This window comes from Pseudomonas sp. GL-B-12, assembly GCF_019955895.1.
In the GTDB taxonomy this organism is placed as follows: Bacteria; Pseudomonadota; Gammaproteobacteria; order Pseudomonadales; family Pseudomonadaceae; genus Aquipseudomonas.
Genome location: NZ_JAHBCX010000004.1, coordinates 112,333 through 124,723, shown reverse-complemented (window position 1 = coordinate 124,723; position 12,391 = coordinate 112,333). Strand labels below are relative to the sequence as shown.

General features: G+C 61.4%; 14 protein-coding genes. 2 read left to right on the top strand and 12 right to left on the bottom strand.

The genetic code is table 11. From position 1 onward, the window contains the following. Nucleotides 1-6 precede the first annotated feature (6 nt). Genes KGA85_RS02610 through KGA85_RS02600 form a run of 3 tightly spaced genes read right to left on the bottom strand, consistent with a single transcriptional unit; the run spans nt 7 to nt 3,074 of the window. Nucleotides 7-1,107 (bottom strand): extracellular solute-binding protein, encoded by a 1,101-nt coding sequence (locus tag KGA85_RS02610; protein WP_223542889.1) that lies wholly within the window; start codon nt 1,105-1,107, stop codon nt 7-9. 1 nt (nt 1,108) lies between these two features. After that, the gene (aguB, locus tag KGA85_RS02605) at nt 1,109-2,017 is read right to left on the bottom strand and encodes an N-carbamoylputrescine amidase (protein ID WP_223454054.1); all 909 of its coding nucleotides are present in this window, start codon (nt 2,015-2,017) and stop codon (nt 1,109-1,111) included. A gap of 4 nt (nt 2,018-2,021) precedes the next feature. Further along, nucleotides 2,022-3,074 (bottom strand): agmatine/peptidylarginine deiminase, encoded by a 1,053-nt coding sequence (locus tag KGA85_RS02600; protein ID WP_223454052.1) that lies wholly within the window; start codon nt 3,072-3,074, stop codon nt 2,022-2,024. Between the two features lie 134 nt (nt 3,075-3,208). Here KGA85_RS02600 and KGA85_RS02595 point away from each other — a divergent pair, with 134 nt between their 5' ends. Continuing rightward, on the top strand, nt 3,209-4,069 hold the full coding sequence (locus KGA85_RS02595; RefSeq protein ID WP_223542888.1) for a LysR substrate-binding domain-containing protein: 861 nt from the start codon (nt 3,209-3,211) through the stop codon (nt 4,067-4,069). Here the strand turns inward: KGA85_RS02595 and KGA85_RS02590 are convergent, their stop codons facing one another. From KGA85_RS02590 to KGA85_RS02565, 6 genes are all read right to left on the bottom strand, one after another. Further along, nucleotides 4,070-4,459 carry a c-type cytochrome gene (locus KGA85_RS02590; RefSeq protein ID WP_223454048.1) on the bottom strand — a complete coding sequence of 130 codons (390 nt, stop codon included), beginning with the start codon at nt 4,457-4,459 and terminating at the stop codon, nt 4,070-4,072. Between the two features lie 191 nt (nt 4,460-4,650). Beyond that, nucleotides 4,651-5,052 carry a DUF1801 domain-containing protein gene (locus KGA85_RS02585; protein WP_223533687.1) on the bottom strand — a complete coding sequence of 134 codons (402 nt, stop codon included), beginning with the start codon at nt 5,050-5,052 and terminating at the stop codon, nt 4,651-4,653. A 62-nt stretch (nt 5,053-5,114) separates the two neighbouring features. Then, complete coding sequence (locus KGA85_RS02580; RefSeq protein WP_223454044.1) at nt 5,115-5,558, bottom strand: arsenate reductase ArsC; 444 nt, start codon at nt 5,556-5,558, stop codon at nt 5,115-5,117. A gap of 23 nt (nt 5,559-5,581) precedes the next feature. Further along, a complete protein-coding gene (locus KGA85_RS02575) occupies nt 5,582-6,511 on the bottom strand; it encodes a Ppx/GppA family phosphatase (protein WP_223454042.1) in 930 nt (309 codons plus the stop codon). 287 nt (nt 6,512-6,798) lie between these two features. Further along, entirely contained in the window at nt 6,799-7,137 is a 339-nt protein-coding gene (locus KGA85_RS02570) for a hypothetical protein (protein ID WP_223454040.1), read from the bottom strand. Nucleotides 7,138-7,204: 67 nt separating this feature from the next. After that, nucleotides 7,205-7,867, bottom strand: coding sequence for an ATPase (locus tag KGA85_RS02565; protein ID WP_223454038.1), 663 nt, complete (start codon nt 7,865-7,867; stop codon nt 7,205-7,207). 230 nt (nt 7,868-8,097) lie between these two features. On the opposite strand from KGA85_RS02565, the gene KGA85_RS02560 reads away from it, so the two are divergent. After that, complete coding sequence (locus KGA85_RS02560) at nt 8,098-8,403, top strand: NIPSNAP family protein (protein ID WP_223454036.1); 306 nt, start codon at nt 8,098-8,100, stop codon at nt 8,401-8,403. Nucleotides 8,404-8,416: 13 nt separating this feature from the next. Here KGA85_RS02560 and KGA85_RS02555 read toward each other — a convergent pair whose 3' ends face one another. The 3 genes from KGA85_RS02555 to KGA85_RS02545 form a co-directional block, all read right to left on the bottom strand. Then, nucleotides 8,417-8,875, bottom strand: coding sequence for a GNAT family N-acetyltransferase (locus tag KGA85_RS02555; RefSeq protein WP_223454034.1), 459 nt, complete (start codon nt 8,873-8,875; stop codon nt 8,417-8,419). 210 nt (nt 8,876-9,085) lie between these two features. Beyond that, a complete protein-coding gene (betA, locus tag KGA85_RS02550; protein WP_056723862.1) occupies nt 9,086-10,774 on the bottom strand; it encodes a choline dehydrogenase in 1,689 nt (562 codons plus the stop codon). 17 nt (nt 10,775-10,791) lie between these two features. Next, the gene (locus KGA85_RS02545) at nt 10,792-12,366 is read right to left on the bottom strand and encodes a purine-cytosine permease family protein (RefSeq protein ID WP_223454032.1); all 1,575 of its coding nucleotides are present in this window, start codon (nt 12,364-12,366) and stop codon (nt 10,792-10,794) included. Between the last annotated feature and the right edge of the window lie 25 nt (nt 12,367-12,391).

Here is a 12,391-nt window from a genome sequence, read left to right as displayed (position 1 = left end):
CGGTAATCATTTGACTGTAGCGGTCTTGAACTTGGTCCAGGTGCGCATGCGTGCCCGCATGTCGGCCTGGGGAATGTCCTTGCCGGGAATCAGCCGCCCGTAGGTGGCTTCGTCGAGGTAGATGTCCGGGTTGTTGCGCATCGCGACATCGACATCCGGGCGTGCCTTGGTGTTGGAGGTGGGGTAGCCGGTGAAGTTGCTGATGGCTGCCATATTCTGCGGGCGCATCACGAAGTTGATGAACGCGTAGGCATACTCCGGGTGCCGGGCGTCGACGGGAATGGCCATGGTATCCATCCACACCGTGGTGCCTTCCCGGGGAATGCGGTAGTGGAAGGTGGTTTTCTTGCCGGCGCTGTCCGACGCGCGCTGCGCCTGGGTCATGTCGCCGCTGTAGCCCAGGGACACGCACAGGTTGCCGTTGACCAGGTCGGTCACCGGTTGCGACTGGAACTTGCGAATGTACGGCCGCAGCTTCATCAGCAAGTCACTGGCCGCCGCCAGGTCCGCCGGTTTGGCGCTGCGCGGGTCGCGGCCGAGGTAGTTGAGCACCACCGCCAGCACTTCGTCCGGCGAGTCGATCATCGAGATGCCGCAGTCGGCGAACTTCGCCGCCAGTTCCGGCTTGAACAGCATGTCCAGGCTATTGACCGGCGCGTCCGGCGCACGCTGGGCGATCTGCTCGGCGTTGTAGGTCAGGCCGATAGTGCCCCAGGTGTACGGGACCGTAGCCTGGCTCGAATGCTCATAGTGCGAGCGCAATTTCTGCAACCCCGGCTCGACGTCGCTCAGGGCGGTGATTCTGGACTGATCCAGCGGTTGCAGGCTGCCGGCGCGCATCAGGCGTTCGGCCACGGTGTCGCCGGGGAAGATCAGGTCGTAGCCGCTGCCACCGGCGAGCATTTTCGCCTCCAGGGTTTCACTGCCGTCCATGACGTCGTAGATCACCTTGATCCCGGTTTCGGCGGTGAACTTGCTCAGGGTGTCCTCGGCGAAATAATCGGCCCAGTTGTACAGCCGCAGGGTTTTCTCCTCGGCGTGCAGCGCAGGCACCGCACAGCCCAGCGCCAGCCCCATGGCCAGGCACAGCTTGTTGATCGTGTTCATGTCACACCCCTTGGGTTGCCCAGCGTGAGTGGATCTGACGACCGTCCTGGGTCAACAAGGCGCCGTACATGTCCGGACGGCGATCGCGGTAGATGCCCCAGGTCAGGCGGTCTTCGCGCATGGCCGCCAGGTCCAGGCTGTGGACCAGCACGCCGGTGCTGTCGCGGTCGGCTTCGGCGAGCAATTTGCCCTTGTGGTTGCAGATGAACGAAGAGCCGTAGAAGTTCATTTGCAGGGTCGGGTCGGTGGTCGCCGCTTCCCGGCCGACACGGTTGGCCGCCACCACCGGCAGCAGGTTGGCGGCGGCGTGGCCGCGCATGGTCATCTGCCAGTGATCCCGGGAATCGAGCGTGGCGCAACCCGGTTCGGAGCCAATGGCCGTGGGGAACAGCAGCACTTCGGCGCCCATCAAGGCCAGACAGCGGGCGGTTTCCGGGAACCACTGATCCCAGCAGATGCCCAGGCCGATGCGCCCGAACGCTGTGTCCCAGACCCGGAAACCGCTATCGCCGGGGCTGAAGTACTCCTTCTCCTGATAGCCGATGGCGTTGGGGATGTGGGTCTTGCGGTACACCCCCAACAGGCGCCCGTCGGCGTCGGCCACGCTCAGTGAATTGAAGTAGGCATTGCCGGCCTTCTCGTACCAGCTCAGCGGCAGTACCACGCCCAACTCTTTGGCCAATGCGGCAAAGCGCTGGAGCACGTGGCTGTCGCGATACTCTTCGGCCAGTGCCAGGTGTTTGTGGTGTTGCTCGATGCAGAAGTACGGCGTGGCGAACAGCTCCTGCAACAGGATCACTTGCGCGCCCTTGGCCGCTGCCTCGCGGACCAGTTGCTCGGCCTGGTCGAGGTTGAGTTTCAGGTCCCAGGTGCAGGGCATCTGGGTGGTGGCTATGGTCAGCAGTGTCATGGCATCAACCCCGCACCGGCCAGGCCGGCTGTTGCTGGGTGATGCAATGCACACCGCCGCCACCATGGGCCAGGTGGTTGATCCGCACCGGCACCACTTCACGACCGGGGAATGCCTGCGCCAGCACTTCAGCAGCGACCTTGTCGGCATCGATGCCATAGGCCGGCATGATGATCGCGCCGTTGGCTATGTAGAAGTTGGTGTAGGAGGCGCAGAACACTTCGGCCTCGGTGTCTACCGCATCGGAGGCTTCATAGAGTTCGATCAGCTCGAACTTGCGGCCCTGGGCATCGGTGGCCAGTTCAAGGGCGCGACGGTTTTCCCGTGCGACTGCGGCGTACACAGAGCTCTGGTCGTGGGTGGCGTCCACCAGCAACACACCGGGGCGGGCAAAGGCGCACACGCCGTCGACGTGGCCGTCGGTCATGTCGCCGGTCACGTAGTCCGGATCGCCCGGCAGCCAGATGGTTTTCTTCACGCCAAGCAGGCGGGTGAAGATCTCTTCGATCTCGGCCTTGGTCACGCCCGGGTTGCGATTGGGGTTGAGCAATACCGACTCGGTGGTGATCAGCGAGCCCTCGCCGTCCACGTGAATGGCGCCGCCCTCGTTGCTCAGCGTGGTGCCGAAACACTCCAGCCCCAAATGATTGAGCGCACGGCGGGCCAGGCTTTCGTCCAGATCGTGGGCCGACTTGCCGCCCCAAGCATTGAAGCGCCAGCTCACACCAGCCAGGCCTTGCTGCGGATGGCAAACGAAGCTCGGGCCGGAATCGCGGCACCAGCTGTCGTTGACCGCCAGTTCGATCAACTCGATGTTCGGCCCGCACAAGGCCTTGGCGCTGGCGACGGCCGAAGGATCGACCACCAGTTTCACCGGTTCGAAGCGGGCGATGGCGTTGGCCACGCGGGCGAAGTCCTCTTGAACCTGTGGCAGTGTCACCCGCCAGCCTGACTCCCAAAGGGTCTTGTTGTGCGGCCAGACCATCCAGGTGGCGGCGTGGGTGACCCACTCGGCCGGCATCGTCCAACCGCTGTTTTGAATTTCGTTGTGTTGCATGACAAGCACCTCTGAGTTAAGTCATTGTGTTCAATGAAAACGGCCTTGGCGGTCTTGGCATGCATGCTACGGCTGGAAAAACGGGCAAACAAACGATGGATTTTGCAGATAACTGATTAGAGGAGCTTATCGATATGCTCAAGCACTGGCCGCCCCTGAGCACCCTGCGCGGCTTCGAAGCCGCCGCCCGGCTGGGCAGTTTTCACAAGGCCGCCGACGAGTTGCACCTCACCCAATCGGCGATCAGCCAGCAGATCCGCAGCCTTGAGGCCTACCTGGAACAACCGCTGTTCCATCGCAGCGGGCGCAGCGTCAGCCTGACCGATGCCGGGCACGATCTGCTGAGCACCACCCAGGCGTTGCTGCAGCAACTGGCGGTGGGCATTCGCCGGCTGGGGCAGTATCAGAAACCCAATCAACTGGTGCTCAACACCACCCCGGCGTTTGCCCGGCACTGGTTGTTGCCACGCCTGGGGGATTTCCGTCGCCAGCATCCGCAGGTCGATCTGTGGATTTTCAGCACCGATGAAGTGCCGGACATGGCCAGCCAGACCATCGACCTGGCGGTGCGCGACGACATCAGTTCCCAGGCCGAATGCAGTTTCAGAGTGCTGCACGCCGACCGCCTCTACCCGGCGTGCCATCCAAGCCTGCTGGCCGTACCGGCGCAGCAGCGCACCACCCTGCATGGCGAGCGGGAAATGGACTGGAGCCACTGGGCAGTGGAATCGGGAATTGATGTGGGGCAGATGGATCAGGGGCTGAATTTTTCCAATCCGGGTTTGCTGCTCGACGCGGCCTGCACCGGTCTCGGCATTGCACTGGTAAGCCAGTTGCTGAGTCGGCAGGCGCGGGCCACCGGGCTGTTGCAGCCGATGGTGGAGCAAACCATCCGCGGCCCGAACTGGGCGCTGCTGACCCACCGCGACAGCGAGAACATCCCGATGGCGCGGGCCTTTACCGAATGGCTGGTCGACAATCTGGCCAGCGAGTGATTACTGCGCCGGAAAAGTTTGCAGATAGGCCAACAGGTCTTCGATTTTTTCCGGATCGCTGAGCCCCCAGAAAATCATGCGGGTACCGGGGACGACTTTTTTCGGCGCCTCAAGGTAGGCGATCAGGGTTTCGCGGTCCCAGACCAGGTTGGCGGATTTCATCGCGTCGGAATACACGTAGTCCGTGGTGACGGCAGAGGGGCGACCGATCACGCCATTGAGCTGCGGACCAAAGAAGGCGCGAGCCGATTCGCCGATCTGATGGCAGCCACTGCAGAGGCGCTTGAACACTTTCTCCCCGGCCTGGACATCGCCCGCAGCAAGGGTGGGAGTGCTGAGCAGGCCAGCGGTGAGCGCCAGGGCGAGGGTCAGGGCGGCGATTTTCTTCATGTTCCGTTTCCAGTCGGGTGTTGCCGGATGGCTATTGGAACACGGTGGTCGGGGATATCCCAAGTGGTCAAATGGACGCAATCCCTGTGGGAGCGGGCTTGCTCGCGAAAGCGATAGTCCAGTCACCTACGATGGTGAATGTGAAGGCCTCTTCGCGAGCAAGCCCGCTCCCACAGGGTCTTGTGCATAGCTTACTTTTTGGTCAGGGTTCGGGAGGTATTGAGCTCAATGGCCGCCTGAATCAACGCCGTCAGCGCCTTTTCATCGATCTGCTCACCCTCGCGGATATCGATGGCACGCCGAGTATTGCCTTCAAGGCTTGCATTGAACAGCTTCGACGGATCGTCCAGCGAAGCGCCCTTGGCGAAGGTCATCTTCACCACTTGCTTGTAGGTCTCGCCGGTGCAAATGATGCCGGCATGGGACCACACCGGCACGCCGCGCCACTTCCACTCTTCGATCACTTCGGGGTCGGCCTGGCGGATGATCTGGCGGATGTGGGCCAGGGATTCGCCGCGCCAGTCAGCCAGTTCCCGGATTCGTTCGTCGATCAGCGCCGAGGCTTCGTTTGAGTCAACCTTGTCCGTTTTCATCACCGTTTCCACCCTCATCATGATGGTTGTGACCGATGAGGGTAGACGCTGTTCGGAGGTTTTCAGGAATCGCTGACTGACGGCGCCTGGGGCACGGGACGGGTTTTCACGGTGACGAACATTTTGATGCGGTCGCCGATTTCCTGCAGGGTATGGCGGAACGGGTCGTGTCTTTCGCTGGTGGTCGGGTCTTCGAAGCTCCAGACCATCACTTCAGCGGTAAACGGCATGCGCGCGGCCTCTTCGGAGGATTTGTCGCACAGGGTGATGACGTAGTCGAACGCTTGGCCTTCGAAATCCTCGAGGGACTTGCTGCGCAAGTCGCTGGCATCGACGCCGATGTGATCGAGGGATTCGAACGTGCGCGGGTCGATCTCGCTGGCCTCGAGCCCGGCACTGAAGGCCTGGAAGTCGGCAGGATCGGTGTGGCGCAGCAGGGCTTCGGCCATCGGTGAGCGGACATCGTTTCGGGCGCAGACGAACAGCACGCGACGGGGGTCGGTCATGGGTTTACCTCGGCTGGCGGACTTTAGTGTTTGCTCATCAATCCATGCAGCACGCCGAACCGCAAACCCGGTTCAGACGCAATCATGTGCGTGATCCCGAACACCTTGAACGCCGCCAGCATCAACACCAGGCCGCCGGGCAAAATGCTCAGGCGATGGGTGGGCAAACCGGCCAGTTTGAGGTGTTTCACATGTTTGACTTCCAGCAGGCGCAACGACAGGCGCAACAGGCCGCCGTAGGTGATGCCGCTTTGGCCGTCATCATTCAAGCCATTGGCCTTGAGCACCTTGGCGAGCATCCGCGCCGTCCCGGAAGAACCGATAGCCTGTTGCCAGCCCATGGCGCGGTAACGGCGGGCAATGCGTTCGAATTGCACGGTGGCCGCGCGTTCGGCCTCCAGCAGCGCTTCGGCAACGATCCGCCCGCCGTGGAAGTAATGCGCACCGAAGGTGCCGCTGCCGATGGCAATGCTCTCGGTGACCAGCAGCTGGTCGCCACGGCCGATGATCATCTCCGTGGAGCCACCGCCGATATCCACCACCAGCCGCGTGGTTTGCGCCGGCAAAGTGTGGGCCACGCCGGCATAGACCAGTTGCGCCTCTTCGTGACCGGAAATGACGTCGATGCGAAAGCCCAGGTGGCGTTCGGCACTGGCCAGGAATAGCGGCGCGTTGTCCGCTTCGCGTACGGCACTGGTGGCCACCGCCCGCACCCGCCCGGCCTCAAAGCCGCGCAGCTTCTTGCCGAATCTCGCCAGCGCCTGCCAGCCCCGGTCCAGCGCCAACTCATCGAGCGCCCCGCCCTGCAGGCCTTCGGCCAGACGCACTGGTTCACGTAGGGTTTTCACTTCCTGGATGACCATCTGCTGGTTCCGTCTCACCGATTGGCCAATCATCAGGCGAAACGCATTGGAACCCAGGTCGATGGCGGCAAACAGCGGGGCGTCTTTCATAGGGGGGGTTCCTTGCACATTCATCTGCCGGCGGACTGGCGGCCGTCGGGCACTCAAGACGGATTGCGAGGATCTTGCCATTACTTCGATGACACCGAGATGACACAGCCTGGAGATCTGACCCACACCACAATTAGTCGGCAGTCCGCGAATTACCGGCATCCTGATGAATGGCCATCAAACCGTCATCGAATCGTCATGAACCGAGCGGCATAATCAAGTCATTCAATGCGTGCTTTAACTTTCTGCTGCCAATTCTGGTGGCTTTTTTTTGCCTGAAATTCTGCTTACAAACACTCCTGCGCCGCACGTTCGAACGTCGACGGCACGAACGCCGAGGCCAGCAGCTTGCGCTCGTACAGGAACACCTTGCCGCCGTTCGAGGCTTTATAGGTTTCAAGCACGTTGTCCGCCGACACTTTGCTCGATACGACAATCCGGTAGCTGCGCTGGGTCTGCGATACCGTGGGCGCCAGCGCATCGTCCTGCAACTTCGGCACCACGCAATGGGTGTACTCCTCGGGCGACTTGCTGGTGTGCAAGGTCATGGTCGGATTGTTCGGCGTGGCACAACCGGCCAGCAGCAGCGAGGCGAATACCAGGCTCGGGGCAAAAACAGTGCGCATGAATCAGGTCCTGAATAGAAATCCACGGTGGATTGGGTTGCCCGCCGCTCAATGGACGTCGGGGTTATTAATTTGTTGCTGCGGTTAAACCGGCCGTTACCAGCGCCTTCAACGACGCATCGAACTGTTTCAGCGCGGTCAGTTGCAGGTCGCGTTGCTGATCGATTTGCGCGGCAATCTCGGGGGCGGCCTTGTCATGCACCCACACCGACGGCAGTTGTTTTTCCACCGCACCTTCGGCCTTGCCGATGTACTGCAGGTTGGCGTCGTAGAACCGCGCGGCGAAACGCGCCTCGACCCGGTCGTTACGCTGGGTCAGCAACTGGTTGTGGGTATCGAGCATCACCACCACATCCGGGTGCGCCTGCACCAGGGCCTCGAGGTTGTCGTAGACGGTCACCGACACAAAGGTGTGGTGCAGCGAGCTCATCAACCAGTCGATGGCCAGTTGCGGATCGGAGCTGTTGACGAACGCCTGGCGAATCCGCGCATCGAGTGCGTTCTTCGCACCGTTGACGGCCACCGAGTGGTATTGCTCAAGGTATTGCAGGTTTTCCACGGTGTTTTCGCTGTACAGCACCCCGACCGTCTGCCCGTATTGCAAGCCGCCCTGGCCAGCGGTGATGGGCGGCAGATGGCAGGTGCGTGCGTCTTCGGCAAAGGCCGATGCGGTGGATGCAACACTGCCCAGCAACAGGGCAATCACAGCCAGTCGGGTCAAGATTTTCATCGCGCAGGTTCCTTGAGCAGCGTTTTCAATGCAGGCAATTTTCCGCCTTTGCACAAAAAACAGAACTTGCGATTCTTGATGGTGACTATTGACTGAACCAATAGTGCGGCGGCGCCAGCGCATGCCTCTGGCGCAAAGTTACTGGTCAATGTCGAACAAGCGGCTGTGCCGGGCGCCCACGGTTGATTACAGTGGCGACTGCCCTAAAAACCTGATCAAGGAACGAAACAATGGTGACCTGCTACCTGAAATACGTGCTCGATCCCTACCAGCTCGACGCATTCGAGCACTACGGCAAGTTGTGGATTCCCCTGGTGGAAAAGTTCGGCGGCCAGCACCACGGCTACTTTTTGCCGTCGGAGGGCGCCAACAACATCGCCCTGGCGCTGTTCACCTTCCCCAGCCTGGCGGAGTACGAGCATTACCGGCAGCAGTCGATGAACGATCCGGAATGTATCGCGGCGTTCAAGTACGCCGAAGAGAAAAAATTCATCCTCAGCTACGAGCGTTCATTCATGCGGCCGGTATTTGGCTGAAAGGATCGCTGACTCAGTCTTTTTTCAGATCCAGGCAATAGGTGTAGTAACCGGGGTCGCGCACCCAGCCCAGGGATTCATACAGGCGCTGGGCGGTGAGGTTGTCGGTGGCGGTTTCCAGGGTCATGCCTTTGCCACCGGCCAGCTTCGCGAAATCCCGGGCGGTGTTCATCAGCACGGTGCCGACACCTTTACCCCGGGCAGCGGGTGTGGTGAACAGATCACCGAGCAACCAGGTGCGATGGGCGTCGATGGAAGAAAAAGTCGGGAACAGCTGGACGAAGCCGAGGTTTTCACCGTCGCTGTCCTGGGCAAGAAATATCACCGATTCATCCCGGGCGAGGCGCTCGGCGATGAAGGCGCGCGATTGCGAAAGGTTCGACGGCTGCTTGTAGAACATCCGGTAGGCGTCAAACAAAGGGGCGATCTGGTCGATGTGCGATGCGTCGGCGCGCAGGGCCTGAATAGCCATGAGGGTGCTCCATTGCGGTCTCAAGGAATTACAGACTAGCAATGGCGACGTAACAGCGACGCACTATTTTCCTGAAAACACCGCGGCCCCTGTGGGAGCGGGCTTGCTCGCGAAGGCGGCAGCACATCAAACATCGATGTGACTGACCCACCGCTTTCGCGAGCAAGCCCGCTCCCACATTAGGCTCCCACATTGGATTGCGGGTTGCGGTCAAACGCGCACATTACGCCCTGGCAACGAAGTACGCTGGCTGCTTTCCCAGCCTTCGACCAGACCCACCGGCACATCCGCTGACGGCAACATCTGTGCGCCACGCACCAGATCGGACGCCCGCTCAGCAAGCATGATGGTCGGCGCATTGAGGTTGCCGTTCGGCTCGGTCGGGAACACCGACGAATCGATCACCCGCAGACCGGCGATGCCACGCACGCGCAATTCGGAATCGACCACCGCCATGTCGTCCTCGCCCATGCGGCACGAACCGCATGGATGGTAGGTGCTTTCCAGGTTGTCGCGCACGAAGGCGTCGAGGTCTTCATCGCTGGTCACCTGCGCGCCCGGGGCGATTTCGCCGTCGCGGAAGCGGTCCATGGCTTTCTGGCCGATGATCTCGCGGGTCAAGCGAATGCAGCGGCGGAAACCTTCGCGGTCCTCTTCCCGCTCCAGATAGTTGAAGCGGATTTCCGGATGCTCGTACGGATCGGCCGAGCGCACGCGCACATAACCACGGCTTTTCGGTTTGTTCGGACCGGTCAGCACCATGAAGCCATGGCCCTTGATCGGCTTGTTGCCGTCGTAGCGCATCGCCGCCGGCAGGAAGTGGAACTGGATGTCCGGCCAGCGCAGGCCCTTCTCGGAGCGGATGAAACCACCGGCCTCGAAGTGGTTGGTGGCGCCCAGGCCATCCTTGAACAGCAGCCAGCGCAGACCGATCATCAGCTTGCTCAGCGGGTCCATCTTGTTGTTGAGGGTCACCGGTTCCTTGCAGCCGAACTGGATGTACACCTCGGCGTGATCCTGCAGGTTCTCCCCTACCCCCGGCAGGTCATGGCGCACGCCGATCCCGGCCTTGCGCAGGACGTCCGCCGGGCCGATGCCGGAGCGTTGCAGCAGGTGCGGCGAGCCGATTGGCCCGGACGAGATCAGCACTTCACGGTTGCAATACACCTGGTGAGTCTGGCCACCGTGGTCATACATGACCCCCACCGCACGCTTGCCTTCAAGAATGATCTGGCGCGTCATCGCGTGGGTGATCACCGTCAGGTTCGGACGGCCCATGGCCGGGCGCAGATAGGCGTTGGCCGTGGAGCAGCGCACGCCGTTCTTCACGGTCATGTGCATGGCACCGAAACCTTCCTGCATGTAGCCGTTGCAGTCTTCGGTCTTGATGTAGCCCGCTTCGGCACCGGCTTCGACCCAGGCGCCGTACAGCGGGTTTTTCATGTGGTTGCCGTTGGTGGTGTGCAGCGGCCCGGTCTGCCCGCGATAGCTATCGCCGCCCGACTCGTAGCTCTCGGCGCGCTTGAAGTACGGCAGGCAGTTGCGATAGCCCCAGCCTTCGGCACCCAGGGATTCCCACTCGTCAAAGTCCAGCGCGTGGCCACGGATGTACACCAGGCCGTTGATCGACGACGAACCGCCCAGCACCTTGCCCCGTGGGCAGTGAATGCGTCGGCCGTTGAGGTGGGTCTCCGGCTCGGTCTCGTAGCGCCAGTTGTACTTCTTGGTGTTCATCGGGATCGAGAATGCGCTCGGCATCTGGATCACTACGCTCTTGTCACTGCCGCCGAATTCCAGGACCAGCACCGAGGTGGCCGGGTCTTCGCTCAGGCGGTTGGCCAACACACAACCTGCCGAGCCTGCGCCAATGATGATGTAGTCGTATTTTTGCGTAGCCATTTTTTGCGTGGTCATGACTATCTCCCGACCGTCGATTCAGTGAATACCGGCTGTGGCTGCTGTTTGTGGGTCAGCGTGTCACCGGTGGTGTATTGCGGGGAGTTCTTCTCGATCTGCTGGATCACCGCTTCTTCGCGTTTCAGATCAATCGAGCGGCTCAGCCAGTAGTACGCCAGGCCCGATACGATCAGCCCGACCAGCCAGGCGATGTCGATGCTGCCCAGCGCCTTGGCGAGCGGGCCGACATACACCTCGCGTTGTTCAACGCCGTCGAATATGTAGAAGAACGGGATCATCGAGATAAAACCGATGGCATAGGCGGCGATACCGCGCAGTCCCCAGCTGCCGTAGATGTTGCCGTGGGGCATGAAGAAGTGCGGGATGGCGTAGCGGCCCTTGCGCACGAAGAAGTAGTCAGTGAGGTTGACCGAGGTCCAGGGCACCAGGAAGTACAGCATCACCACCAGGTAGATCCCCAGCACCGACAGGCCTTTGCCGGAACTCTGGATGCTCAGGGCCACGCCCAGTTGCAGCAGGATCACGAAGCCGATGGCCAGGATGCGTGCCCTGCGTGTTGGTTCGATGTGCTTGATCGAGTCAACGCAGGTCAGCGTGGTCAGCTTGGCGCTGTAGATGTTCATCGCGATCACCGGCAGGAACGCCAGGATGGTGACCACCACCACCGCCGTGCCCACCAGCGGCGACACGGTGTTGCCAACTTGCCCAAGGGCCACCAGCACGTCAGTGGAGTGCAGGTGATCGGCCAGCCAGCCACCCACGGAAATCATCCACGCACCGGACAGCGAAGCCCCGAGGAACACCACGGCAATCAGCTTGCCGCTGGAGGTGTTTTTCGGCAGGTAGCGCGAGTAGTCCGACACATAAGGCGCATAGGCGATGTTGTAGCTGGCGGCCGCCGCAAATTGCGCGATGAAACCGGTCCAGTTGAAACCTAGCGGCTCCCGGGCCACTTCGCCTTCCGCGAGTGCCGGCAGCACTGCATCCGGCACCCAGCCCATCACCACCGCCACGGTCACCAGGCCATACAGCGGCAACGACAGGTACAACGCCCATTTGAAGCTGCGGTGCATCCAGTCATGGCCGAGAATCGCCAGCACCGCCGCCGGTATGGTCACCGCCACCGCGATCACCGCCGGGTTGAACCCGAATAGCGTATGCAGCCCCTGCATCATCAGCACCAGGTTGACGATGTTGAAGCCGGCGAACACGAACAGCGTCGCCAGCAGCACCAGGATCACCCCGCGATAACCGAACTGCGCACGGGACTGGATCATCTGCGGCAAGCCAAGGTGCGGGCCCTGGGAGCCGTGAAACGCCATGAACAGTGTGCCGAACATGATGCCCAGCGTACCGGCCAGCGTGGTCCACAGCGCGGTCAGGCCGACGCTTGGGCCAACGAAGCCGATGGTCATGGTGAAGAAGGTGAAATTGCCGAGGAACCAGAACGGGCCCTGACTGGCCAGCTTGTCAGTGCGCTCGTTCTCGGGGATGAAATCAATCGAATGCCCCTCGACGACGGATTTTTCGTCGAGGCTGGACACGCTCGGGGCGGACTTGGCGTTAGTGTTCATGATGGACTCTTATTGTTGGAAGATC